The organism is Nocardioides pacificus (assembly GCF_054775955.1).
In genome coordinates this window covers 158,953-181,482 of sequence record NZ_BAAHCI010000005.1, presented here as the reverse complement: position 1 = coordinate 181,482, position 22,530 = coordinate 158,953, and the positions used below count along the sequence as shown (strand labels likewise).

Annotated in this window: 22 protein-coding genes and 1 tRNA gene; 6 read left to right on the top strand and 17 right to left on the bottom strand. The window is 72.0% G+C overall.

Annotation, left to right across the window (positions count from 1 at the left end; genetic code table 11):
* Positions 1 to 128 precede the first annotated feature (128 nt).
* The 8 genes from ACYU7L_RS03415 to ACYU7L_RS03380 form a co-directional block, all read right to left on the bottom strand.
* Entirely contained in the window at positions 129 to 335 is a 207-nt protein-coding gene (locus tag ACYU7L_RS03415) for a DUF6458 family protein (RefSeq protein WP_460793811.1), read from the bottom strand.
* A gap of 199 nt (positions 336 to 534) precedes the next feature.
* Positions 535 to 2,409, bottom strand: a complete 1,875-nt coding sequence (locus ACYU7L_RS03410; protein ID WP_460793808.1) for an acyl-CoA dehydrogenase — start codon at positions 2,407 to 2,409, stop codon at positions 535 to 537.
* Between the two features lie 260 nt (positions 2,410 to 2,669).
* Positions 2,670 to 3,044, bottom strand: coding sequence for a monovalent cation/H(+) antiporter subunit G (mnhG, locus tag ACYU7L_RS03405; protein WP_460793807.1), 375 nt, complete (start codon positions 3,042 to 3,044; stop codon positions 2,670 to 2,672).
* On the bottom strand, positions 3,041 to 3,334 hold the full coding sequence (locus tag ACYU7L_RS03400) for a monovalent cation/H+ antiporter complex subunit F (protein WP_460793805.1): 294 nt from the start codon (positions 3,332 to 3,334) through the stop codon (positions 3,041 to 3,043). The genes mnhG and ACYU7L_RS03400 overlap by 4 nt, the downstream gene beginning before the upstream one ends.
* A complete protein-coding gene (locus ACYU7L_RS03395) occupies positions 3,331 to 3,909 on the bottom strand; it encodes a Na+/H+ antiporter subunit E (protein ID WP_460793804.1) in 579 nt (192 codons plus the stop codon). The genes ACYU7L_RS03400 and ACYU7L_RS03395 overlap by 4 nt, the downstream gene beginning before the upstream one ends.
* Positions 3,906 to 5,645, bottom strand: a complete 1,740-nt coding sequence (locus tag ACYU7L_RS03390) for a Na+/H+ antiporter subunit D (RefSeq protein WP_460793803.1) — start codon at positions 5,643 to 5,645, stop codon at positions 3,906 to 3,908. The genes ACYU7L_RS03395 and ACYU7L_RS03390 overlap by 4 nt, the downstream gene beginning before the upstream one ends.
* Entirely contained in the window at positions 5,642 to 6,076 is a 435-nt protein-coding gene (locus tag ACYU7L_RS03385; RefSeq protein WP_460793802.1) for a Na(+)/H(+) antiporter subunit C, read from the bottom strand. The genes ACYU7L_RS03390 and ACYU7L_RS03385 overlap by 4 nt, the downstream gene beginning before the upstream one ends.
* Positions 6,076 to 8,976, bottom strand: a complete 2,901-nt coding sequence (locus tag ACYU7L_RS03380; protein WP_460793801.1) for a Na+/H+ antiporter subunit A — start codon at positions 8,974 to 8,976, stop codon at positions 6,076 to 6,078. Before ACYU7L_RS03380 ends, ACYU7L_RS03385 begins: the two co-directional genes overlap by 1 nt.
* A gap of 199 nt (positions 8,977 to 9,175) precedes the next feature.
* On the opposite strand from ACYU7L_RS03380, the gene ACYU7L_RS03375 reads away from it, so the two are divergent.
* Both ACYU7L_RS03375 and ACYU7L_RS03370 read left to right on the top strand, forming a co-directional pair.
* Positions 9,176 to 10,072, top strand: coding sequence for a sulfite exporter TauE/SafE family protein (locus tag ACYU7L_RS03375; RefSeq protein WP_460793800.1), 897 nt, complete (start codon positions 9,176 to 9,178; stop codon positions 10,070 to 10,072).
* Between the two features lie 62 nt (positions 10,073 to 10,134).
* Positions 10,135 to 10,593 carry an RrF2 family transcriptional regulator gene (locus ACYU7L_RS03370; RefSeq protein ID WP_460793799.1) on the top strand — a complete coding sequence of 153 codons (459 nt, stop codon included), beginning with the start codon at positions 10,135 to 10,137 and terminating at the stop codon, positions 10,591 to 10,593.
* 12 nt (positions 10,594 to 10,605) lie between these two features.
* Here ACYU7L_RS03370 and ACYU7L_RS03365 read toward each other — a convergent pair whose 3' ends face one another.
* Positions 10,606 to 11,643 carry a hypothetical protein gene (locus ACYU7L_RS03365; protein WP_460793798.1) on the bottom strand — a complete coding sequence of 346 codons (1,038 nt, stop codon included), beginning with the start codon at positions 11,641 to 11,643 and terminating at the stop codon, positions 10,606 to 10,608.
* A gap of 127 nt (positions 11,644 to 11,770) precedes the next feature.
* Here ACYU7L_RS03365 and ACYU7L_RS03360 point away from each other — a divergent pair, with 127 nt between their 5' ends.
* Positions 11,771 to 12,220 (top strand): nuclear transport factor 2 family protein, encoded by a 450-nt coding sequence (locus ACYU7L_RS03360; protein ID WP_460793797.1) that lies wholly within the window; start codon positions 11,771 to 11,773, stop codon positions 12,218 to 12,220.
* 3 nt (positions 12,221 to 12,223) lie between these two features.
* On the opposite strand, the gene ACYU7L_RS03355 is transcribed toward ACYU7L_RS03360, so the two are convergent.
* The 5 genes from ACYU7L_RS03355 to ACYU7L_RS03335 all read right to left on the bottom strand — a co-directional run bounded on the left by ACYU7L_RS03355 (position 12,224) and on the right by ACYU7L_RS03335 (position 16,519).
* The gene (locus ACYU7L_RS03355; protein ID WP_460793795.1) at positions 12,224 to 12,856 is read right to left on the bottom strand and encodes a DUF2461 domain-containing protein; all 633 of its coding nucleotides are present in this window, start codon (positions 12,854 to 12,856) and stop codon (positions 12,224 to 12,226) included.
* A gap of 20 nt (positions 12,857 to 12,876) precedes the next feature.
* Positions 12,877 to 14,082 carry a hypothetical protein gene (locus ACYU7L_RS03350; RefSeq protein WP_460793794.1) on the bottom strand — a complete coding sequence of 402 codons (1,206 nt, stop codon included), beginning with the start codon at positions 14,080 to 14,082 and terminating at the stop codon, positions 12,877 to 12,879.
* Positions 14,082 to 15,347, bottom strand: a complete 1,266-nt coding sequence (locus tag ACYU7L_RS03345; protein WP_460793793.1) for a C39 family peptidase — start codon at positions 15,345 to 15,347, stop codon at positions 14,082 to 14,084. The genes ACYU7L_RS03350 and ACYU7L_RS03345 overlap by 1 nt, the downstream gene beginning before the upstream one ends.
* 225 nt (positions 15,348 to 15,572) lie before the next feature.
* Positions 15,573 to 15,648 (bottom strand) — tRNA-Gly (locus tag ACYU7L_RS03340).
* Between the two features lie 34 nt (positions 15,649 to 15,682).
* On the bottom strand, positions 15,683 to 16,519 hold the full coding sequence (locus ACYU7L_RS03335; RefSeq protein ID WP_460793792.1) for an SGNH/GDSL hydrolase family protein: 837 nt from the start codon (positions 16,517 to 16,519) through the stop codon (positions 15,683 to 15,685).
* Between the two features lie 55 nt (positions 16,520 to 16,574).
* On the opposite strand from ACYU7L_RS03335, the gene dcd reads away from it, so the two are divergent.
* The 3 genes from dcd to ACYU7L_RS03320 all read left to right on the top strand — a co-directional run bounded on the left by dcd (position 16,575) and on the right by ACYU7L_RS03320 (position 18,807).
* Positions 16,575 to 17,150 (top strand): dCTP deaminase, encoded by a 576-nt coding sequence (gene dcd, locus ACYU7L_RS03330; RefSeq protein WP_460793791.1) that lies wholly within the window; start codon positions 16,575 to 16,577, stop codon positions 17,148 to 17,150.
* A gap of 99 nt (positions 17,151 to 17,249) precedes the next feature.
* Entirely contained in the window at positions 17,250 to 18,209 is a 960-nt protein-coding gene (locus ACYU7L_RS03325; RefSeq protein ID WP_460793790.1) for a siderophore-interacting protein, read from the top strand.
* A gap of 31 nt (positions 18,210 to 18,240) precedes the next feature.
* Positions 18,241 to 18,807 (top strand): sugar O-acetyltransferase, encoded by a 567-nt coding sequence (locus ACYU7L_RS03320; RefSeq protein WP_460793789.1) that lies wholly within the window; start codon positions 18,241 to 18,243, stop codon positions 18,805 to 18,807.
* Here ACYU7L_RS03320 and ACYU7L_RS03315 read toward each other — a convergent pair.
* The 3 genes from ACYU7L_RS03315 to ACYU7L_RS03305 all read right to left on the bottom strand — a co-directional run bounded on the left by ACYU7L_RS03315 (position 18,785) and on the right by ACYU7L_RS03305 (position 22,514).
* Positions 18,785 to 21,016, bottom strand: coding sequence for a CocE/NonD family hydrolase (locus ACYU7L_RS03315; RefSeq protein ID WP_460793788.1), 2,232 nt, complete (start codon positions 21,014 to 21,016; stop codon positions 18,785 to 18,787). The two genes, ACYU7L_RS03320 and ACYU7L_RS03315, sit on opposite strands and share 23 nt — an antisense overlap.
* Before the next feature lie 61 nt (positions 21,017 to 21,077).
* The gene (locus ACYU7L_RS03310) at positions 21,078 to 21,932 is read right to left on the bottom strand and encodes a DUF4097 family beta strand repeat-containing protein (protein WP_460793786.1); all 855 of its coding nucleotides are present in this window, start codon (positions 21,930 to 21,932) and stop codon (positions 21,078 to 21,080) included.
* Between the two features lie 39 nt (positions 21,933 to 21,971).
* On the bottom strand, positions 21,972 to 22,514 hold the full coding sequence (locus ACYU7L_RS03305; protein ID WP_460793785.1) for a toxin-antitoxin system HicB family antitoxin: 543 nt from the start codon (positions 22,512 to 22,514) through the stop codon (positions 21,972 to 21,974).
* Between the last annotated feature and the right edge of the window lie 16 nt (positions 22,515 to 22,530).

Below are 22,530 nucleotides of genomic sequence, written 5' to 3'. Positions count from 1 at the left end.
GTCCTCGCGGGGCAGCCCGGACACGCTCCGGGCACGCGTTGACACCTGACGAGCCCCCGCCCTTCACCGGGCGGGGGCTCGTTCGTCGTTCACGCTCAGGCGCTCAGGCGCAGTCGAGCAGGCACGGGTCACGCCTCGTAGCGGCGCTCCTCCACGTGCGTGGAGCGCGTGCGCTGCTGGTTCATGATCAGCGTCAGCACGATGGACAGGATGCCGGCTCCGATGAGGATCCAGCCGAGCGGTCCCTCGTCGACGAACGACGTGCCGCTGTTGATGACGCCCAGCGACAGCACCAAGCCGAGGACGAGCAGGATGATTCCCAATCCGATTCCCATGGCGATTCTCCCTTGTTCGGTCCTGGTCGGTGACGTCGTCGCCACCGCCCCCCGACAACCGCCGTACCCCTGGCGCCTCCCACCAAACAGTGCCGCACACGAGGCGGAACGCCACGAGGGCCCTCCCGATCAGTCCGGGAGGGCCCTCGTCACGCGGGCTGTCGCTGGGGCTCGCGCGCCCAGCGGGTGGGTCAGCCGATCAGAACGCGGCCTCGTCGAGGTCCATGATCGACAGGTCGGTCGCCGCGGCGATCGCGCGCTCGGCGGTGATCTTCGGGAGCAGGCTCTGCGCGAAGAACTGCGCGGCGGCCACCTTGCCCTCGTAGAACGCCTTGTCCTTGCCCGGGTCGCCACCGAGCTTCTCCAGGGCCACCTCGGCCTGGCGCAGCAGCAGCCACGCGCAGACGACGTCGCCCAGCGCCATCAGCAGACGGCTGGTGTTGAGGCCGACCTTGTAGATGTTGCGGATGTCGCCGCCCTCGGAGCGGGCGTCGGAGGCCATCAGGTCGTTGATCATCGAGCCGACGATGGCGTTGGTGTCGGCCAGCGCGGTGGCGAGCAGCTCGCGCTCGGCCTTGAGGCGGCCGTTGCCGGCCTCGGAGGCGATGAACTTCTCGATCTCGCCCGCGATGTGGCCCAGCGCCTTGCCCTGGTCCTTGACGATCTTGCGGAAGAACAGGTCCTGGCCCTGGATCGCCGTGGTGCCCTCGTAGAGGGTGTCGATCTTGGCGTCGCGGACGTACTGCTCGATCGGGTACTCCTGCAGGAACCCCGAGCCGCCGAAGGTCTGCAGCGACTCCGTGCCCAGCAGCACCCACGAGCGCTCCGAGCCGTAGCCCTTGACGATCGGGAGGAGCAGGTCGTTGATCGCCTCGGCGAGCTCGTTGCGCTCGCCGTTGTGCTCGGCGATCTGGACGTCGTCCTGCCAGGTGGCGGTGTAGAGCACCAGCGCCCGCATCGCCTCGGCGAAGGACTTCTGCGTCATCAGCGAACGACGCACGTCGGGGTGGTGGGTGATCGTGACGCGCGGGGCGGTCTTGTCGGCCGACTGGGTGAGGTCGGCGCCCTGGATGCGCTCCTTGGCGTAGTCCAGCGCGTTGAGGTAGCCGGTCGACAGGGTGGCGATGGCCTTCGTGCCCACCATCATCCGGGCGTTCTCGATCACGTCGAACATCTGCGCGATGCCGTTGTGCACCTCGCCCAGCAGCCAGCCCTTGGCCGGCTCGCCGCCGCCGACCTGCGGGTCGCCGAAGGTGACCTCGCACGTGTTGGAGACCTTGATGCCCATCTTGTGCTCGACGTTCGTGACGTAGACGCCGTTGCGCTCGCCGGTCAGCTCGCCGGTCTCGAGGTCGAAGTGGTGCTCGGGCATCCAGAAGAGCGACAGCCCCTTGGTGCCGGGACCGCCGGCGCCCTCGACGCCCTCCGGGCGGGCGAGCACCAGGTGCATGATGTTCTCGCTCATGTCGTGGGTGGCGGAGGTGATGAAGCGCTTCACGCCGGTGATGTTCCAGGTGCCGTCCTCGTTGGGGACGGCCTTCGCGCGACCGGCGCCGACGTCGGAGCCCGCGTCCGGCTCGGTGAGGACCATCGTGCAGCCCCACTGGCGGTCGACCATGAACTGGGCGACGCGCTGGTCGCGCTCGTTGCCGTTGTTGTACATCACGCCCGCGAACGGCGCGCCCGCGGCGTACATCCACACGGGGGCGTTGGCGCCCAGGATCATCTCGCCCATCGCCCAGTTCAGCGACGAGGGGGCGGGGGTGCCGCCGAGCTCCTCGCGGATCTGCAGGCGCCAGAACTCCGCGTCCATCCAGGCGCGGTAGCTCTTCTTGAACGACTCCGGGAGCGGAGCGGTGTGGGTCTGGGGGTCGAAGACCGGCGGGTTGCGGTCGCTGTCCTCGTAGGACGCGGCCAGGTCCTCGCGGGAGAGCCGCTCCACCTCGGCGAGGACCTCGCGGGCGGTGTCGGCGTCGACCTCGGCGAAGGGGCCCTGACCGAGGATCGCGTCGCGGCCGAGCACCTCGAAGAGGTTGAACTCGATGTCGCGCAGGTTGCTCTTGTAGTGGCTCACTGACCCACCTTTTCTCGCATCGGGGTACCGGTCACGAAGAAGCCGGTCCTGGGGGTGTCTCGCCCGGCCGTGGGGCCGTGTCCGAGGGCGGCGCAGCGCAGGTCTGCTACTCGCCAGTAACCAAATGGTGCCTCGGTTGCCGGATTCGCGCAAGAAGAACCGGCGGAACGTGACGAAAGCCCCTTGAAGCTCTGCTCCACCGGCCCGGCGCGGAACTGGCGCGCGGACCTGGCGCGCGGACCCGGCCTGCGGATCCGAACTCAGGGAGCGCCGCGCGGCTCCTCGGGCCCGTCGAGCGCCTCGCTGAGCTCGTCGACCACGAGCAGGTCACGGCGCACCTGGCCGGCGCGGAACGACGCCCGCCCCACCATGTGGCTCGCGACCGGGGAGGTGATCATCTGGAAGAGGGCGACGAGCGCCAGGACGCCGAGCACTTCCGGCTCGCGCAGTCGCAGCGCCAGCCCGACCAGCACCAGCAGCAGGCCCAGCACCTGGGGCTTGGTGGCGGCGTGCATCCGGCTGAGGAGGTCCGGGAGGCGGAGCACTCCGATCGCGGCGATCAGCGCCAGGAGTGCGCCGGTGATCAGGCACGCGGCGGCGGCGACGTCGGCGACGGCCGTCCAGTCGATGCTCATGCGTCCCTCCGGTCCTGCTGCTCGGCCTCGATGTCGTCACTGCCCTTGGTGAACCGCGCGATGCTCACCGAGCTGACGAAGCCCAGCAGCGTGAGGACCAGGAGGATGGGCAGCGTGTGGGTGTGCCGGTTGGCGGCGGCCTCGAGCGCGAGGGCACTGATGAGGACGGCCACGAGGACGTCGAGCGCGATCGTGCGGTCGAGCAGCGTCGGTCCCATCGTGGTCCGGATCACCAGCAGGAAGCCGGCGACCGCCAGCAGCGTCGCGCAGATCAGCAGGACGATGCTCATCGGCTCCCCTCCCGGGCGGTGTCGGTGGGCTCGGTCGCCGCCCCGAATGCGTGTACGACGCGCGCCTCGAGGTCGAGCACGCTCGCCCGGAAGCGCTCCACGCCTTCGAGGTCGCGGACGTCGAGCACGTGCAGGAAGAGGGTGTGGGTCGAGCGGCGGGCCTCGACGACGATGCTGCCGGGGACCAGCGAGACCATCTCGGCCACGACCGTGAGCACGAAGTCCGAGGGGGTGCGCAGGGTGACCGCGATGACGGCGTTGCGCAGCGTGCAGTCGCGGCGCAGGGCCACCCGGGCGACCTCGACGCTCGCCACGACCACGTCCTTGAGGAAGCGCACCAGCAGGGCGACCAGCGCCAGCGGGCGAGGGCGCATCTCCATCCGGATGGGGGGGAGCGGGAAGACCACGCACACCACGACCGCGACCAGCACGCCGCCGACAACCAGCAGCGGCGTGACCGCCCCCCACAGGATCAGCCAGACGACCGTCAGCCACACGATCACCGAGGGCTGGACCGCCCGATAGCGGGCCGGGCGCACGCTGCCGTCGCGGCGGGTCCGCGTCACGGGGCTCATCGGTCGTCTCCCAGCACGGCACTGATGTAGGGGTCGCGCTCCAGCAGGTCCTCGGCGGCGCGGTCGGTCAGCCCGAAGAGTGGTCCCGCGACCACGGTGAGCAGGAGGCTGAAGGCGACCAGCCCGGCCGTCGGCAGGACCATCGCCAGGGGGAGGCGGGCGGGCAGGTCTCCGTCGCGGATCAACTGGTAGAGGTCGCGGTCCGGCTCGTCGTCGTCACGCAGACGCCGGGCGGCCTCGAGGTCGGCCCGATCGAAGGTGCCGCCGCCGGTGTGGATGTGACCGCGATGACGGACCATCGGCCCGCTGCTCTGGTCGAGCACCGCGGCTGCCGCCTCCTCGAGGAAGTTGGTGGGTCGCGTTGCGGAGCCGGTGTCGAAGCCCGGGTCGGGCAGCGCCTGCGCCATCTCGTGCGCCTGCTCCGGGGTGCGCCAGAAGGCGAGTCCCCAGGTCTTGGCGATGGCATAGAGGGTGAGCAGGCTGGTGACGACGCCGGCGGCGACGAGGACGATCGCGAGGGGCGTCCCGGTGTCGAGGCCCGCCTGGAGCAGCCCGACCTTGCCCAGGAAGCCGGACAGCGGCGGGATGCCGGCCAGGTTCATCGCCGGGACGAAGAACAGCAGCCCGAGCACCGGTGACAGCGCGGCCAGCCCGCCGAGGCGGACCAGCGAGGTGCTGCCGGCGCGACGCTCGACCAGGCCGACGACCAGGAACAGCGACGTCTGGATGGTGATGTGGTGCGCGACGTAGAAGATCGCTCCCGAGATGCCCGCCTCGGTGGCCAGGCCGACGCCGAAGATCATGTAGCCGATGTGGCTGACCAGCGTGAAGGAGAGCATCCGCTTGATGTCGGACTGGGCGACCGCACCGAGGATGCCCACGACCATGGTCAGTAGTGCCGCCCACAGCAGCAGGTCGGTGAGCGGGCTGTCGGGGAACAGCAGCGTCTGGACGCGCAGGATCGCGTAGACGCCGACCTTGGTGAGCAGCCCGGCGAACACCGCCGTGACCGGTGCCGGCGCCGTGGGGTAGCTGTCGGGCAGCCAGAACGACAGCGGGAAGATCGCGGCCTTGATGGCGAAGGTGACCAGCAGCAGCAGCTGCAGCATCAGGCTGACGTGGTCGGGCAGGTCGTCGGTGCGGGTGGCCAGCTGGGCGAGGTTCATGCTGCCGGTCGCGGCATAGATCGCGGCCAGCGAGATGAGGAACAGCGTGGACGAGAGCAGGTTGACGACGACGTAGATGGTGCCGGCGCGGATCCGGGTGCCGGTGCCGCCGAGCGTCAGCAGCACATAGCTGGCGAAGAGCAGCATCTCGAAGCTGACGAAGAGGTTGAACAGGTCCCCGGCCAGGAAGGCGTTGGAGACGCCGGCCACCAGCACGAGGAACGTGGGGTGGTAGACCGAGAGCGGCGCCTCGCGCTCGTCCCCGGTCATGCCCTGACCGAGGGAGTAGGCGAGGACGGCCAGGGTCACGACCGCCGAGACCAGCAGCATCAGCGCCGAGAGCCGGTCGGCGACCAGCGAGATGCCCAGCGGCTCCGGCCATCCACCCACCCAGATCACCTGGGGTCCGTGCCGGTCCGCCTGGACCAGGAGCACCGCGGCGATCGCCGCGACGGCGACCAGGGTCGTGAAGCTGACGGCGCGCTGGGCCGTGGGGTGCCGGGAGAGCACCAGCGTGGCTCCGGCCCCCAGCAGGGGCAGGATCACCGGGAGCGGGACCATCTCGTTCATGCGCCCTCCTCCAGTGGCTGCTCGTCGTTCTCGCCGGCGGAGCTGAGGTCATAGCTGTCGGAGGCGTCGTCGGTGAGCGCGAGGCGGCGGATCGCGGCGTCCTCGACGTCGTCCTGCACGTCGTCGTGGCCGTTGAGCTGCCAGCTGCGGTAGGCCATCGCCAGCAGGAACGCGGTGGTGGCCAGGGTGATCACGATGGCGGTCAGCACCATCGCCTGGGGGAGCGGGTCGGCCAGCTCTCCCGGGTCTCCCGCGCCGACGATCGGGGCGTCGCCGGCCGGGCCGGCGGAGACGAGGAACGCGAGGCTGACGCCGTTGCTCATCAGGATCAGCCCCATGAGCACCCGGCTGAGGCTGCGCTCCAGGAGCAGGTAGACCCCGCAGCCGATCAACGCTGCCGCGGTGATCACGAGGGTCAGGTTGGCCTCCATCAGTTGCTCACCTCCTGGGTGGCGGCGCGCTCCTCGCGCAGGATCTGGCGGTCGATGCGAGAGCCGAGGGCCCGCAGCAGATCGAGGATCAGGCCGACCACGATGAGATAGACGCCGACGTCGAAGAAGACCGACGTGACCAGGTGCAGGTCGCCGAGCAGGGGGATGTGCAGGTCGACGATCGCGCTCTGCAGGACCGCGCCACCGAACGCGAGGGGGGCCAGGCCGGCGAGCGCGGCGACCGCCAGGCCGACGCCCATCAGCCGGCCCGCGTCGATCGGGGCTGCCTCGTCGAGCTCGTAGCGGCCCCCGGCGAGGTAGCGGACGATCAGCGCCAGGCCGGTGACCATGCCCGCCGCGAAGCCGCCGCCCGGCAGGTTGTGCCCCACCAGCAGCAGGTAGATCGAGAAGACCACGATTGTGTGGAAGGCCAGCCGGGTGACGACCTCGAAGATGATCGAGCGGCGGTCGGGTCGCATCGTGCGGGGGCCCGGCAGCCAGACCCGGCGCCCGACGGTCGTGGAGAGCTTCTCGACGCTCGGTGGTTGGGGGATCTCGTGCACGCGGCGGATGCCCGACGTCCGGCTGTCGAGGAAGATCAGGCTCGCGACCCCGGTCGCCGCCGCCAGCAGCACGGACAGCTCACCGAGGGTGTCCCAGGCGCGGACGTCGACGAGGATCACGTTGACGATGTTGTTGCCGCCGCCGTAGTCGACCGCCTCCTCGGGGAAGGCGGCCGAGACGGGGACCGCCGTGCGGGCGCCGGTGGCGACCAGCATGAACCCGGCTACGGCGATGCCGGTCGCCGCCCCCAGCGCCATCCGCCAGAAGCGGTTGCGGCTGAGCGGACGGTCGGTGAAGTACTCCGGCAGGCGCCGCAGCACCAGCACGAAGACCACCACGGAGACGGTCTCGACGAGCACCTGGGTCAGCGCCAGGTCGGGGGCGCCGTGCAGGGCGAAGAGCATGGCCGTGCCATAGCCGGTCACGCCCACCAGGAGGACCGCGCGCAGTCGGCGTCGCGAGCGGGTCGCCATCAGCGCGGCCGCCGCCATCACGACGCCCACGAACGCCTGGGCGGGGGTGTCCCAGGCGACGACGTCGATCTCGCCGGACATCCCCGCGACCAGCGTCGAGCCGGGCACGAGGAGCACTGCGACCAGGATGATCGCGAGGTAGGCCGCGACCGAGCCGCGCTGCGTCGTACCCGTCACCTCGACGGCGAGCCGGTCGACGCTGCGCATGGTCCAGCGATAGCCGCGCTCGGCGCTCCAGCCGTGGGTCAGGGCGGCCTGGAACTGCGCGACGGGCACGCGTACGGCGAACGCGGCGAGGCCCAGCGCGAGCGCGAGCAGCGACAGCGCCAGCGGCAGTCCGATGCCGTGCCACAGCGCCAGCTCGGTCTCGTGGACGCCCTCGGGGAACGCGGCGGCGTACGGCGCGAGCTGCTCGGTGAGCGGGTGGCCGGCGAAGCCGAGCGCGAGCGAGAGGGCGGCGAGAACGACGGGCGCCGCGGCGAAGCCGACAGGGACGGGGTGGGTCGGGGTCGGTGCCGCGTCGGGGTTGGCGGCGCTGGACTTGGTGGCGAAGGTGCCCCAGAGGAACCGGGCGGAGTAGGCGACGGTGAGCGCGGAGCCGACGACGACCCCGATCACCACGAGCCAGCCGCCGAGCGCGCCGACGCCACTGCCGTCGCCGTCGGCCCGGGCGACGTCGAGGAGCGCGGTCAGCACGCTCTCCTTGGCCACCCAGCCGAGCACCGGCGGGACGCCGGCCATCGAGGCGGCCGCCACGAAGGCCGCCGCGGCGACGACCGGCATGGAGCGGCCGACCCCGGAGAGCTCGCGCAGGTCGCGGGTGCCGGTGCTGTGGTCGACGATCCCGACCACGAGGAAGAGGGTCGCCTTGAAGAGGGCGTGGGCCAGCAGCAGGGAGAGGCCGGCCAGGGCGGCGCTGCGCGTGCCCACGCTGAGCACGACGAGCAGGAAGCCGAGCTGGCTGACGGTGCCGTAGGCCAGGAGCAGCTTGACGTCGATCTGGCGCAGCGCCCGCCAGCCGCCCAGCAGCATCGTCGCGACCCCGAGGGTCAGCACGACCGGCCGCCAGCCCGGCGTGCCGGCGAACGCGGGAGCGAGCAGCGCCACGAGGTAGACGCCGGCCTTCACCATCGACGCGGCGTGCAGGTAGGCGCTCACCGGGGTGGGGGCCGCCATCGCGGCGGGCAGCCAGAAGTGGAAGGGCAGCAGCGCGGACTTGCTCAGCGCTCCGACCAGGACGAGCAGGACACCGACCGTGACAGCCGTGCCGCTCGGCGGGTCGGCGAGGAGCTCGCTGATCCGGTAGGTGCCGGCCTCGGCGCCGACCAGGAGCATCCCGACGAGCATCGCCAGCCCGCCGAGCGTGGTCACGATCAGCGCCTCGGTGGCCGCCTGCCGGCTGGCCCGCTTCTCGGGGGAGTGGCCGATGAGCAGGTAGGAGAAGACCGTGGTCAGCTCCCAGAAGACGTAGACCAGCAGCAGGTCGTCGGCGAGGACCAGGCCCAGCATCGCGCCGATGAACGCCGTGAGGACGCCGGCGAAGCGCCCGAGGCCGGCCTCGTCGTCGGCGAAGTACCACCGGCAGTAGAACAGCACCAACGCGCCGATGGCGACCACGACGAGGGTCAGCACCCACTGCAGAGTCCCCAGCCGGAAGGCCAGCTCGAGGTCGAGACTCGGCACCCAGCGGACCACCTGGTCCACCGAGCCCCCCTCGCGCACGGTGCCGGTGTGGGACAGGGCCCAGCCGGTCGCCGCGAGCGGCACGAGTGCCAGCGCCCAGAAGGCGCGTCGGCCGACGGTGGCGATCAGGGTCGGCGCCAGAGCGGCAGCGATGAAGTGGGCGCCGATGATCGTGAGCAAGCGGTGGGCCTTCGCGGTCCGGTGGGCTGTCAGGGGCGTCGCAGGGGTGCGGGATTCCGGCGCCAGCCTATCCGACCGCTGGTGGCCGACCCGGGCTTGACAGACCGCCCGTCTTGTAAGTCTACTAAGACAGTAAGGAAATGAACTTGATCGACTTTGTCCACGATGCCGCGGCATCGCCCGACCGGATGGATCGCAGATGCGCAAACTCATCGTGCTGGCCTGTGTGGGCCTGCTCGCCCAGCTGATCGACGGCTCCCTCGGGATGGCCTACGGCGTCACCTCGTCGACACTGCTGCTCGCCGCGGGTGTCGCCCCGGCGGCCGCGTCGGCCGCCGTGCACTTCTCGGAGATCGGGACCTCGCTGGTCTCGGGCTTCTCCCACCACAAGCTCGGCAACGTCGACTGGCGCACCGTGTCGATCCTCGCCGTCCCCGGCTTCGTGGGCGCCTTCGCCGGTGCGACGTTCCTGTCCAACATCGACGGCGGCACGGCCAAGCCCTGGGTCGCCGGCATCCTGCTGGTGCTCGGCGCCTACGTCATCTGGCGCTTCCTGGCGCTCGGCGGACGCCGTCCGCAGTTCAAGAGCCGCCCCTCGGCCCGCTTCCTGGCCCCGATGGGCCTGGTCGGCGGTGCGCTCGACGCGATCGGGGGTGGTGGCTGGGGTCCGGTGGGCACGACATCGCTGCTCTCCTCGGGCCGTCTGGAGCCCCGCAAGGTGGTCGGCTCGATCGACACCTCCGAGTTCGTCGTCGCGGTGGGTGGCTCGCTCGGCTTCATCCTGGCGCTGGGCTCGGCCGGCATCGACTGGGCGATCGCGGGCGCCCTGCTCGCCGGCGGCGTGGTGGCCGCCCCGATCGCGGCCTGGCTGGTCCGCAAGCTCGCGGCGCGCGTGCTCGGTGTGGCCGCCGGGGGCCTGATCATCCTGACCAACTCCAAGACCATCGCCGAGACCCTGGGCGCCTCGGGCCAGCAGGTGGCCCTCCTGGCCGCGACCCTGTTCGTCGCCTGGATCGCCGGCATCGTGTGGGCCGTGCGTCAGGAGCGCGTCGCCCGCGAGGTCGAGTCGCTCGAAGAGGCGCTGGTCGCCGCGTGAGCATCGGCCCCAGTCCCACTAGATCGACTGACCAGATCGACAACTCTGACAGACTGGGCGCCATGCGCGTCTCCGCCAAGTCCGACTACGCCTTGCGCGCCCTCATTGAGATGGCCGGCCGCACCGACGGGTTGCCCGTCAGTGCCGAGGAGATCGGACGCCTGCAGGACATCCCGCACGGCTTCCTGCAGGCGATCCTCGCGGACATGCGGCGCGCAGGCATCGTCGTCTCCCAGCGCGGCCAGTCCGGCGGGTGGCGCCTGGCCCGGACGGCTGACAGCGTCTCGGTCGCCGACGTGATCCGGGCGGTCGACGGTCCGCTGGTGTCGGTCTACGGCCTGCGCCCCGAGGCCGTCAGCTACAACGAGTCGGCCGAGGTGCTCCAGCACGTGTGGATCGCCGCGCGGCACTCGCTGCGCGACGTGTTCGAGCAGGTCAGCATCCAACAGCTCGCCGACCGCTCACTCCCCGACGCCGTCACCACGCGCACCTCCGACGACGAGGCGTGGAAGCCGCACTGACCGGCTCCTGGATCACTGGCCCGCGTCGACGAGCTCCCGGTTCCTCCGCTTGAGTGTGCGCCGCTTGCGCTCGAGCTTGGCCGTACGGCGGGCGAGGCGCTCGTTCTCCTCGCGCAGGCGGGCCGCCTCCGAGCGGGCGCGGGCCAGGGCGTCGCTGGTGATCTCGAGGCGCTCCTCCACGGCGAGCTCGTTCTCGGTCCCCTCCTCGGCCGGCTCGCCGGCAAGCTGCGAGCCGGCGGGTTCGAGCAGCAGGTCGGCGACCTCGCCGCGCACGTCGTACCCGTCGTGGAGCAGGACGTCGGCCCAGTGGCGGGCGCGCGCCTCGAGGGCGTCGTGCAGGTCGCGCGGCAGCGGGGGAGGCGCTCCCGCGGGGCCCTCCTCGGGCTCCGCGGTGGGAGGGAGGTCGTCGGTGGCGAAGCCGACCACCTCACCGAGGGCCTGCCAGAGGGCACGGCGGGCGTCGGCGCCGACGGGCGGGGCGACGAGGACGTGCACCCGCTCCCGGCTCACCGCCTGGCCCCAGCGGTGCAGCACGTCGACCAGCTCCTGCTCGGCGCGCCAGGTCTGGGCGGCGTCGGCGCCACCGGGGTCGGCTCCGGCGCCGTCGAGCAGGCGTCGGGCGAAGCGTCCGAACGAGAGGCTCTCCCCGGCCGCGACGGCCTCGCCCCACGCCTCGTGCAGCGCGGTGAGCGGGTCGCGGACGACCACGACGACATGCGTCCGGGCGCCCGCGAGCCCGTCGAGCAGCAGGGAGACCTGGTGCGGCGCGGCCCCGGCGAGGTGCTCGTGACTGACCAGCGCGGTGGCCTTCCTCTTGAAGATCCGTCGGCAGACGTCGGCCCAGGCGCCCTCGACGTCGCGACGGCGCAGGCCGTGTGCATGGTGGTCGCGCCGCATCTCGACGGCGGCGCGGAAGGCGTCGCGCTCCGAGGCGGGCAGGACGAGGCCACGCTCGCGCAGCGCATCGGCGTGGGTCGCCAGCGTCGGGGCGAGGAAGCGGGTGCCGGCGTGGGCGAGTCCGACGTGCAGGAAGACGTTGCGTCGTGCCATGGCGCGACCGTGTCAGGCGTGCGTGAACGGTGGATGACGGCCCAGACAACTCGTCGCATCCTGGCCAACTCGCCGCATCCGGGACCGGTGTCTAGAACGTGTTTCAGTTTGGCCCTACGATCTCTCCATGATCACCTCCGACCACGTCATCTGGAACGCGCCCGACGGCGACCACCCCGCGCGGCGCGCGTCGCAGCGCTCCTACTCCGCGGCCTGTCGTGGCGACCTGGAGGAGTGGTTGAGCGTCTATCGCGAGGACGCGGTGGTCGAGGACCCGGTCGGCCCGTCGTGGTTCGACCCTGAGGGGGTGGGCCATCGCGGGCACGAAGCGATGCGGGCGTTCTGGGAGAAGGCGATCGCACCGGTCGAGCAGTTCACGTTCACGATCCACGACTCCCACGCCAACGGCGTCACCTGTGCCAACGTCGGCACCATCTCGACGCGGTTCGGTGACGGCACGGTCGTGGACACCGACCTGGTGATGGTCTACACGGTGGACGAGGCCGGTCAGGTGGCGTCGATGCGGGCGTTCTGGGAGCCCGAGCGGGCGATGGCCACCGCCCGCAAGGAGGACTAGCAGTCAGTCTCCGGCGGCGGCCGAGATCCACTCCACCACGGGGCGCAGTGCCTGCCAGTCGGCGCGGACCGCCTCGACGAGGTCGGGGGAGTGGATGACGTCGTCGAAGCCATAGGGGTGCACCGCGGACAGGCTGCGGTGGCGCAGCAGGTCGATGCGCGGGTGCGTCGCGTCGTACCCGCGGGGTGAGGTCTTGAGCCGGTCGCCCTCGATCTCGAAGCCTCGCCCGCGCAGGTCGTCGAGCAGCCGCTCGAGCTCGGTGCCGGTGCGCTCGTCGGCCATCGCGGCGCGGATCCACCCGAGTCGCTGGGACGAGGCCTGGTAGAAGCCCGCCGCGGTGCGCACGCCGCGGGCCGAGACCTGCACGTAGTAGCCCGTGGCCTCCCCCACGGCGACGAACGCGCCCTGATGCTCCTTGAAGGGCGTCTTGTCCTTGGCGAAGCGCACGTCGCGGTGCGGCCGGAACACCTTCGCGTCGCCGAACTCCGGGGCCAGTGCCGCGGTCAGGGCGGTCATCGGCCCGCGCACGTCGTCGAGGTAGACCTGCTTGTGCTTCTCCCAGAACGACCGGGTGTTGTCCATCTCGAGGTCGTCGTAGAAGTCGAGGGCGGCGACGGGGAAACCGGTGAACTCCACCCGACGAGCCTACGAGGGGCTCAACCCACCGCTGCGCTCACCTGCTCGTCGCCGCCCTCGCTCAGCGCGGTGAGCGTGATCCGGTCGCCGCCGCATCGCGGCTCGCTGATGATGCCGGGCTGGCCGGGGGTCTCGTAGACGACGCTCAGGTCGGTGCCGTCCCAGCGCAGCAGTCGGGCCGGGTCGCCGTCGCGCAGCGGGTCCTGGGCGAAGTACGCCGCCTCCCCGCACCAGGTCAGGCTGCCGGACATGCCCTGGCCGAGGTCGAAGTGGCCGGCGGGGCTCTGGGCGAAGAACTGCGCGGTCTCGACCTGGTTGGCCTTCGGGACCACCGACCACATCCGGCCCTCCGTGAGCAGCAGTCCGTCCCAGCCCGTGCAGGCGGGCGCGTCGGCGAAGGGGGTGACCTCCTGGTCGGCCAGCTCCACGACCGTGAAGCAGGCGGGCCGGGAGTCGTCGAAGGTCAGCAGGCTGGTGCCGGCGGGGGTCACCCGCGCGTCGGTGAAGCCGTGGCGCTGCGGCGAGCACCAGGCCGTCTCCGACTCTCCGGACGCGAGGTCGACGCGGGCCAGGCAGTAGGTGCCGTCCGCACCGCGCGTCGCGTGCATCAGCGAGGTGGCTCCGGAGGCGTCCTCACCCAGCGCCCAGGTGCCGCCGTTGACGGTCGGGTGGGCCGACCGCTCGTCCAGGACGGTACGGCGACCGGTGGCGAGCTCGACCACCGTCGCGATGGCCGCCCGCTCCTCGGCCTTGTCCTGCGCGACCACGACGGCGTACTCGCCGTCGAGCAGGGTCTCGTTGATCACGCGGCCCTTGCCGGCCGTGACGGTGACCGGCTCGGGGCCCTGGAGGCGCGCCTGCGAGCGGTTGCGGGGCACGGTGAGCGTCCAGTCGCCACCGGTGGTGACGAGGTCGTCGACGGAGCCGGCGACCGGCTCCCAGCCGAGCAGGTCGACCTCGGGCTCCAGGACGGCGGGGTCGGCGGCGGTGCCACCGGACGGGCCGGAGGACTGGCCGGAGGACTGGCTGGAGGACTGGCTGGAGGACTGGCTGGAGGACTGGGCCGGGGTGGTCGGGTCCGTCGGTGTGGGGCTCGGGTCGGACGTCGACGAGGCGGCGGCGGAGCCGGTCGTCGGGTCCCCCTGGGGCCCCTCGTCGGAGTCGCTGGAGCAGGCGGTGACGGCGAGCAGCAGTGCCGCCAGCGCAGCGGTGCGACGTACGCGCATCAGACGCCGATGTTCTGCTGGAAGTGGGCCTGGTTGGCGCGGTAGCTGCGGTAGGCGTTGCGCCACTGGACCCGGCCGATGTAGGGCTCGGAGGGGTCGAAGCGCTGCTGGTTCCACGGCTCGAAGTAGCTCAGCTTGATCGGGGCCTTGCCGCCCTTCCGGTAGCCGCGGCCGACCTGGAAGTGCCCCGAGGCGTCGTCGTCGAGGTAGGGGTAGAACCGCTTGAGCAGGACCGGGTGCAGGATCACCGGCGACCGGTAGTCCACGACGTGGCGCATCTGCAGCACGATCCAGTCCGCGTAGGACCAGTCGGCGATGCTCAGCGCGACGTAGCGGCCGGCTCGGTCGGGGCGGTCCCAGCCGGTCGCCTGGTTGGTGACGCGGACCATCTCGGTGATCGCGCTGCCGCTGCGCGTGGTCCCCAGCCGGCGGGCCCAGTAGTCCTGGCTGCGGTGGTTGTTGCCCCAGCCCCAGGCGATCATCTGCATGGTGGCCGGACCGCACCAGTAGGTCGTGGTCTGCTCGGCGGTGCGGCCGGGACGCAGCACGGTGGCGCGGCTCGGGTAGTCACGGGCCATCTTGGTGCTGGCGCCGCCGGAGCGGGCGCTGGTGGCGAGGGGAGCCGCGGCGCGGGCGGAGATGCCGGCCGTGCTCGGGCGCACCTCCGGGTGGCGGTCGAGGAAACCGGCGGGGAGCGGCGTGCCCTGCACCTGGTGGCGCAGCAGCACGACCTTGGCGACCGAGCGGGCCGCCTCGACCAGCTCGCGGCGCTCGGCGCGGGCCCGGGCGGCGGGAGCCATCCGCGCGACGCGCTGGGCCAGGGCGAGCGCGTCGAGGTCGCCGGTGCTCTCGGGGGCGCTGCCGCGTGCCGAGCGGGAGGCGACCGTCCGGGCGGAGGCCGCCACGCGCGCCTGGACGGCGTCCTCGGACTCGGTGGTCCACCCGGTGTTCAGGCAGTAGCGCTCCCCCTCGAAGGTCGCGCACCGTACGGCGTCCGCGGCGAGCTGCTCGGGGGCGACCTTCCCGCTGCGCCGGGCGCTCGTCGTACCGGTGGAGACGACGCGGTCGATCTCGGCCCGCATGGCAGGCGTGAGCGCACCGGTCCCGGCGACGAGAGCACCGGACTCCGGGGTCGCTGACGGCCGGCCGGCCGGCGTGATCGCGCCGCGGTCGCGGTCACCGTCGCCGTCCGGCAGGAACGGGACGAGAGCGAGCGAGAGGACCAGCGCGGAGGCGCCGATGACGAACGAGCGGGGGCGGGGCATGGGGAAGGCCTAACGCTGGGGAAGGGTGGAACGGTCCCACTGTCCCCAATGACCCCAAAAGGCGTCAAGTCTCCCACCCGTCACATCTGAAACACGGGAGCGACACGCCGGGAGAATGACAAGCGTGTAATTCTCGGCGGAGAGCCGGCCGAGGCCCGAAATGATGCGAGCCGCTGGCTGGGTCCGGAGTCCGGACCCGACCAGCGGCTCGCATCGTATTTCTGCTGGAGCGGACGACGAGATTCGAACTCGCGACATCGACCTTGGGAAGGTCGCGCTCTACCAACTGAGCTACGTCCGCACGACCGGAGACCGGCCGCGCACATGCTAACGGATCACTCGGTGCCCTGGGGAACCCCGGGGTCACCCAGGTGCTCGCCCAGCCGTTCGCCCAGCCGTTCGCCCAGCAGGTGCTCGAGCCGCGCCAGGCGTGGATGACGAGCGCTCACCGTGTCGCCGGAGGAGCGGCCGGTGATCCGCCGGTGGACCCAGGGTGCGGCGAACTCGCGCGCCCAGGTGACGTCCTCGCGGACCTTTGCCCGACCGACGGGTGCGACCACGTCGACGAGCGGCAGGGGTTCCAGGTCGTGCGAGACGCCGAGCGCGTCGAGGACCGCGATCGCCATCCGCTGGTGGCCGGCGGGCCCCATGTGCATCCGGTCGGTGTCCCAGAGGCGCCAGTCGCGGTACTCCCGCAGGCGCCAGTAGTCGAGGATCGTCGCCCCGTGCCGGTCGGCGGCCTCGCGCACCAGCTCGTTGTAGATCGCGAACCGGCCCCGCACCGGGCGATAGATCGCGGACCCGCCGGGGTCGGTGGCGGTCCAGACGACGAGGTGCGCGCCGGTGGCGGCGAGGCGGCCCAGTGCCGCGTCGTACCGCTCCACCAGGGCGTCGAGGTCGACCTTGGGGCGCAGGATGTCGTTGGCGCCGGCATAGATCGTGATCAGGTCCGGACGCAGGGCGATCGCGGGCTCGATCTGCTCGGCGATGATGCCGTCGAGCTTGCGCCCGCGGATCGCGAGGTTGGCGTAGCCGAAGTCCTCGGTGCGGCTCGCGAGGACCTCCGCGACGCGGTCGGCCCAGCCGCGCAGGCCGTTGGGGCGGGCGGGGTCGGGGTCGCCGACGCCCTCGGTGAACGAGTCGCCCAGGGCGACGTAGCGGTGGAACGTCATGACACCAGTTTCCTTGGTCGGTCCAACTTCTGCGAACGCCGGTAGGGTGCGCCTCGTGCTGCTCTCCGACCGCGACATCCTCATCGAGATCGAATCCGGCCGGGTCGCGCTCGACCCCTTCGAGGCTGGGATGGTGCAGCCCTCGTCGATCGACGTGCGACTCGACCGCTTCTTCCGGGTGTTCGAGAACCACAAGTACCCCCACATCGACCCGGCCGAGGACCAGCCGGACCTCACCCGTGAGGTCGAGCCGGAGGGGGACGACCCCTTCATCCTGCACCCCGGCGAGTTCGTGCTCGGCTCGACCTACGAGAGGGTCAGCCTGCCCGACGACGTCGCCGCTCGACTCGAGGGCAAGTCGTCGCTGGGTCGGCTGGGGCTGCTGACGCACTCGACGGCCGGCTTCATCGACCCGGGGTTCTCCGGCCACGTGACGCTCGAGCTCGCCAACGTCGCCAACCTGCCGATCAAGCTGTGGCCCGGGATGAAGATCGGGCAGCTCTGCTTCTTCCGCCTCTCGTCGCCGGCGCAGCACCCCTACGGCTCGGAGAAGTACGGGTCTCGCTACCAGGGTCAGCGCGGGCCGACGCCGTCGCGCTCGGCGCAGTCGTTCCACCGCACCCCGATCTGAGCGCTGGGCCGGGCCATTTCCGACGTCTCGGTGGGACGGGCGTTGACGGATGCCCGGGGGGTGAGGTTAGGCTCGCCTTAGTCACCCGAGAGGCGTCCCATGACCACGAGCACCCTGCACCGCCTGCCGATGATCCTCGACGAGGTCGAGGTGGTCGCGGTCGAGCGCCTGTCGCCGTCCTTCGTGCGCGTCGAGCTGGGGGGCGCCTCGCTGGCCGACTTCGGCGTCGAGGGCCCCCTCTACGACCAGCGGGTGAAGCTGGTCTTCCCCAACGCGCGCGGTGAGCTGGCGTCGTTCGCGGGTGCGGACGAGTCGTGGTTCGGCACCTGGCAGGCGATCCCGGCCGAGGAGCGCGGCCACATGCGGACCTACACGGTGCGGGCGGTGCGTGGCAGTGGCGTCGACACCCGGCTGGTCGTGGACTTCGTCCTGCACCTCGCGGAAGGTGCCACCGGCCCTGGCTCGCTGTGGGCGGCCGGCGCACAGGTCGGTGACCGGCTGGTGCTGATGGCGCCGCGCCGCGGGCAGGCCTTCGGGGGCATCGAGTTCGCCCCGGGTGGTGCGTCCTCCGTGCTTCTCGTCGCCGACGAGACCGGGGTCCCGGCCGTGTCCAGCATCCTCGACGACCTGCCGGACGGAACCCTGGGGACGGCGTTCCTGGAGGTCCCCCTCTCCGGCGACGTGGGCGAGGTCCGCTGCCCCGAGGGGATGAACGTCGTCTGGCTGCCGCGCGACGGCGCCCCCCTGGGTGAGCGTCTGCACCAGGCCGTCCTCGACCACCTGGGCGTGCCGGTCGACGGGCCCGTCGAGATCCCCGCCGACGCCGACCCGGACCTCTGGGAGACGCCGACCTACTCCTCTTCGGGCGACGCTGTCGCGGCCGGGGTGGAGGCCGCGGACGTGCCCTGCTCGCCGTACGACGGGCTCTACGCGTGGATCGCCGGCGAGTCCGGCGTCGTCACCGGGCTGCGCCGTCACCTGGTCAAGGAGCTCGGGATGGACCGCCGGCAGGTGGCGTTCATGGGCTACTGGCGCCGCGGCGTCGCCATGCGCTCCTGAGGGGGGCTCCCGAGGGGCATACGCTCGCCCCATGACTGAGCTGTCGATGCGTGAGCGGATGCTGTCCGGTGCCCTCTACCAGGCCGACGACGCGGAGCTCGGCGAGGCGATCTGCCGGGCCCAGGACCTGACCGACGCCTACAACGCCACGGGCGTCCGCCAGGGCGACGAGCGGCGGCGCCTGCTCGAGGAGCTGCTCGGCTCGGTCGGCGCCGACGTGGAGATCCGCCCGCCGCTGCGCGTCGACTACGGCACCCAGCTGAGCATCGGGGCCCGCACGTTCGCCAACTTCGGGCTCGTCGCCCTCGACTGCGCGGCGATCACCGTCGGCGAGGACGTGCAGATCGGTCCGAACGTCCAGCTGCTCACCGCCACCCACCCGCTCGAGCCAGGACCCCGGCGCGACAAGTGGGAGGCGGCCCAGCCGATCTCCATCGGCGACAACGTCTGGCTCGGCGGCGGCGTGATCGTCTGCCCCGGTGTCACCATCGGGGCCAACACCGTCGTCGGAGCCGGCTCGGTCGTGCTGCGCGACCTGCCCGCCGACGTCGTCGCGGCGGGCAGCCCGGCCCGGGTCATCCGCGCGCTGGACGCCTGACCTTCCACGTCGCCCGGCCGGTGGACGGCGCGACGGTCTCGGAGCCGAGGTAGCGCACGGTCACCTTCCGGACGCCCGGCCTGCGCGGAGCCTGGAGCCGGACGGCGGCCCGGCCGGCGGTGAGCGTCACGACCCTCCTCCCGATGCCGGGCACGCGCACGGCGACCCGGCCGGTCGGTGCGTCGAAGCCGCCGCTCACCCGCACGACGTACGTCGCGGCGCGGCCGGGGCGGGTGCTCCGCGGCCCGGTGACCCGGGTGCTCGAGGCGAACCGGTCGACGCCGGGGATGGTGAGCTCGGAGGGGTAGGCCTCCGAGGTGTGGATCTTCATCACGGTCAGCGTCCCGGGTAGATCGGGCGCCGACGGCAGCAGGTGCGGCACGTCGAAGGCCTGGACCGCGAGCCGGAGCCGGTGGCCCTTCTCGATGACGGCCCCGGTCGGGAAGACCTCCACGTCGATCGGCTCGACGGCGCCGCGGGGCAGCGGGGTCTGGGCGGCCGCGGTGAACGGGTGGTGCGCCTGGATGACCTTGCCGTCCAGGCGCCGGGTGCGCGCCTCGTCGAGGGCCCGGTGGGAGAGCACCTGCCAGCCCCCGGTGAGCCGGCTGACCGTGCCGTCGGGCGCGACGTCGGAGACCGAGACCGACAGCATCCCGTCGCCGCTCGGGCTGGAGGTGTAGAGGCGGGCGTTGATGGGGCCCTGCAGGCGGACGGGGGCGTCGACCGGGTCGGTCTCGAAGACCACGCCGGTGCGGTCGTTGTGCTGGTTGTCGCTGAAGCACGGCAGGTCCGCGGCGACGGCCGACGGCAGGCCGGCGGTCCACTGGCTGGCCGAGCGGCTGCACAGTCCGGCGACGGGGATCGGCAGCACGTCGGCGGTCCCGGGCTGCGCCGCGCCCTCGGTGAGCGCGCCGTGGCGTACGGCGGTGGTGGCGCCGCCGGAGAGGCGGAAGCTGCGCGCGCGGAGGTTGGAGCCGACCCAGTCCCGGGTGCGCCGCCAGGTGCCGCTGCCCTGCTCGAAGTAGGTCAACGGGGCGATGTCGGAGTCGAGCGCCGGGTCGGGGATGCCGCGCACGTGGCGGTCGAACCAGCGCAGCTGCAGCTCGGCGAGCTCGCCGTACCCGGCCTGGTCGATGTCCTCGCCCGAGGAGCCCTGCAGGTGGTCCCAGGGGCCGACGACCAGCTTGGTCGGCACCCCACGCTTGCGCAGGCTCTCGAAGAGCAGCGGGGTGCCGCGCTGGAAGAGGTCGTAGTGGCCGGCGACCAGGAAGGTCGGGACCGTGACCTTGTCGATCACATTGATCGGCGAGCGCTCGGCATAGAACGGGCCGTCGTGCGCGGCGTCTCCTCCGAGCAGGGCGTCGAGGAGCAGCGGCACGGTGAAGGTCGCGGCGCCGATCAGGTGGTCGGTCAGGGCCTTGAAGCCCTGGGCCGGCTCGCTCGCGCCGTACGCCGGCGGGATGACGCCGGTGCCAGTGACCAGGCCCATCCACAGCGGGATGAAGCCGACGTCGACCTGGCCGCCGGAGGCGACGACGTCGCGGTAGACGTCCGCGGCCGGGACCTGCGGGAAGATCGCCTTGAGGCCCTTCGGCTGGTGGCCGGCCGCGAAGATCTGGCTGATGCCCATGTAGGAGGGGCCGGTCATCGCGACCCGCCCGGCGCTCCACGGGCGCGCGGTGTCGGCGGCCCACTCGACGATCTCGCCGGCGTCCTTGTTCTCGCGGGCGCTGAAGGCGCGCCAGATGCCCTCGGACGAGCCGGTGCCGCGGGCGTCGACGGTGAGCTGGGCGTAGCCGCGCTTGACCAGGTAGGCAGGGTCCCCGCCGCCGAGGTCGCTCGAGCCCAGGACGGTCTTGTTGTAGGCGGTGATCGTCACGACGACCGGGAAGCGACCCGCGGCGGCGGTCCCGTCGGCTGTGGCCGGCAGGGTGAGGTCGCCGCGCAGGACCGTGCCGTCGGACATCGGGATCTTCAGGTCGGTCTGCGTCGCGACCGCGCTGTAGTCCTCGCCGCGGGCGGTCCAGCCGCTTGCCGGCGTGGTCGCAGTGGGTGCTGAGGGTGCGGCCGTACCGGTGGGCGCGGACACCGCCGCCCGCATTGGGGCAGCGGCCGCCGTCCCCGTCGTACCGGGCAGGCCCACCGCTGCGGTGAGCAGAGCGAGTGTCAAGGTGCCGGTGGCGGTCAGCCGGCCGGTGCGTCGGATCAAGTTCCCTCCCAGGTCGTCGGCTCAACGACGCAGGCGGCCTGCGGTGACGGTCAGTGGACGGTCAGCCGGCCGGCGGGAGGGGGACCTGGGTGAGCACGACGTTGCCACTGACCGTGGTCGCACGCAGCTCCACGTGGTCGGCGCCGACTGCCGGCGCACCACCACCGACCAGGTCGGAGCGGATGGCGCCGCTGACGGTCGAGATGTCGGTCCACACGGGCAGGCCGGCAGGCACACCCACGCGGACGTCGCCGGAGGCGGCCTTGGCGGTGAGCCGGCCACCGCGCAGGGTGCGGACGTCGAGGTCGCCACTCCCGGTGCGCAGGGCGACGTCGGTGCCCGCGTCGTCGACGCGGAGGCTGCCTGACCCCGTCTTCACCGCGGTCGGCCCGGTGCTGGTCTCGATGTGGACGTCCCCGGATCCGGTCGAGACGGCCACGGGTGCCGCGGCGTACCGCACCTGGACGTCGCCCGAGCCGCTCTTGACGCGCAGCTCGCCGTGCACTTCGTCAAGCGCGACGCTTCCCGAGCCGGTCTCGATGAGCGCGGCGTCGGTGAGGACCTCGCACCGGATGGTGCCCGAGCCGGCGCGCAGGTGGGCCGTGCCGAGCTCGCCCACTGACGCCAGGTCGGCACTCCCGGTCCGTGTCGTGAGGCGACTGCCGGCGGGCACGGAGATGCGGATGTCGAACTTGACGTCGCGACCGAGGAACCCGACCCGGGAGCGGGGGGCGAGGACCTCGAGGCGGTCCTCGACCAGGGTCACGACGACGCTGTAGGCGTCGCGGCCGGCCACCGTGACGATGCTCCGGGTGTCGGTCGCGGCAGCCTCGGTAGCGGTGACGTGGACCGTCCCGGCGTCGAGCTCGACATGCAGCGCGACGGGCTGTGGCGTGGCGAACTGGTGCTTGGTCATGGTGTCTCCCAGGCGAAAGGGGGGCGCTGGTGAAGGTGCTCAGACCCAGCCGGACATCCGGCGGGGGCCACGGCCGCCCTGCTTGAACGGGTCGGAGCCGAAGAAGGGGATGCTCGACAGGTCGATCTCGACGTTGACAGCGCTCTCATGGGTGGCGCTGCGCACGACGTTGACCAGCCAGGTGTTGAGGGAGTGACCTGACCGGGCGGCCAGCTCCTCGGCGCGGGTCTTCACTGACTCTGGGATGCGCAGGGTGATCCGTGCAACGGCCTCGTCCTCCGGTGCGTCCGCGCGAGCGTCGGCGGTCGTGGGCGCCGGATGTGCGGCCCGTTCAGTGGGCGAGTCGGCCTGGACGACGAAGTCGAGCTCGCGTCCGGTGAGGCGTACGTCGACGCTCCCGGCCGGCATCTCCGTGGTGATCTCCGCAGCGGCCTGCGAGATCGCCTCCATCAGAGCGAGCCGGGCCGCCGGGTCGAGGGCGAGCGCGAGCCGTTCCGCGGCCGCCCGCGTCTCCTGGCTCCCGGTCCCGGCTGCCGCGACGAGGTCGCGACGGAGACTCTCGACGTACGGCGTGATGTCCATGTGCATCACATTGACA

Excerpts from the sequence above, each read along its gene's own strand:
- ACYU7L_RS03415 (WP_460793811.1), bottom strand. The coding sequence starts at position 335 with ATGGGAATCGGATTGGGAATCATCCTGCTCGTCCTCGGCTTGGTGCTG.
- mnhG (WP_460793807.1), bottom strand. The coding sequence starts at position 3,044 with ATGAGCATCGACTGGACGGCCGTCGCCGACGTCGCCGCCGCCGCGTGC.
- ACYU7L_RS03400 (WP_460793805.1), bottom strand. The coding sequence starts at position 3,334 with ATGAGCATCGTCCTGCTGATCTGCGCGACGCTGCTGGCGGTCGCCGGC.
- ACYU7L_RS03395 (WP_460793804.1), bottom strand. The coding sequence starts at position 3,909 with ATGAGCCCCGTGACGCGGACCCGCCGCGACGGCAGCGTGCGCCCGGCC.
- ACYU7L_RS03390 (WP_460793803.1), bottom strand. The coding sequence starts at position 5,645 with ATGAACGAGATGGTCCCGCTCCCGGTGATCCTGCCCCTGCTGGGGGCC.
- ACYU7L_RS03385 (WP_460793802.1), bottom strand. The coding sequence starts at position 6,076 with ATGGAGGCCAACCTGACCCTCGTGATCACCGCGGCAGCGTTGATCGGC.
- ACYU7L_RS03375 (WP_460793800.1), top strand. The coding sequence starts at position 9,176 with ATGCGCAAACTCATCGTGCTGGCCTGTGTGGGCCTGCTCGCCCAGCTG.
- ACYU7L_RS03370 (WP_460793799.1), top strand. The coding sequence starts at position 10,135 with ATGCGCGTCTCCGCCAAGTCCGACTACGCCTTGCGCGCCCTCATTGAG.
- ACYU7L_RS03365 (WP_460793798.1), bottom strand. The coding sequence starts at position 11,643 with ATGGCACGACGCAACGTCTTCCTGCACGTCGGACTCGCCCACGCCGGC.
- ACYU7L_RS03360 (WP_460793797.1), top strand. The coding sequence starts at position 11,771 with ATGATCACCTCCGACCACGTCATCTGGAACGCGCCCGACGGCGACCAC.
- ACYU7L_RS03350 (WP_460793794.1), bottom strand. The coding sequence starts at position 14,082 with ATGCGCGTACGTCGCACCGCTGCGCTGGCGGCACTGCTGCTCGCCGTC.
- ACYU7L_RS03345 (WP_460793793.1), bottom strand. The coding sequence starts at position 15,347 with ATGCCCCGCCCCCGCTCGTTCGTCATCGGCGCCTCCGCGCTGGTCCTC.
- ACYU7L_RS03335 (WP_460793792.1), bottom strand. The coding sequence starts at position 16,519 with ATGACGTTCCACCGCTACGTCGCCCTGGGCGACTCGTTCACCGAGGGC.
- ACYU7L_RS03325 (WP_460793790.1), top strand. The coding sequence starts at position 17,250 with ATGACCACGAGCACCCTGCACCGCCTGCCGATGATCCTCGACGAGGTC.
- ACYU7L_RS03320 (WP_460793789.1), top strand. The coding sequence starts at position 18,241 with ATGACTGAGCTGTCGATGCGTGAGCGGATGCTGTCCGGTGCCCTCTAC.
- ACYU7L_RS03310 (WP_460793786.1), bottom strand. The coding sequence starts at position 21,932 with ATGACCAAGCACCAGTTCGCCACGCCACAGCCCGTCGCGCTGCATGTC.
- ACYU7L_RS03305 (WP_460793785.1), bottom strand. The coding sequence starts at position 22,514 with ATGGACATCACGCCGTACGTCGAGAGTCTCCGTCGCGACCTCGTCGCG.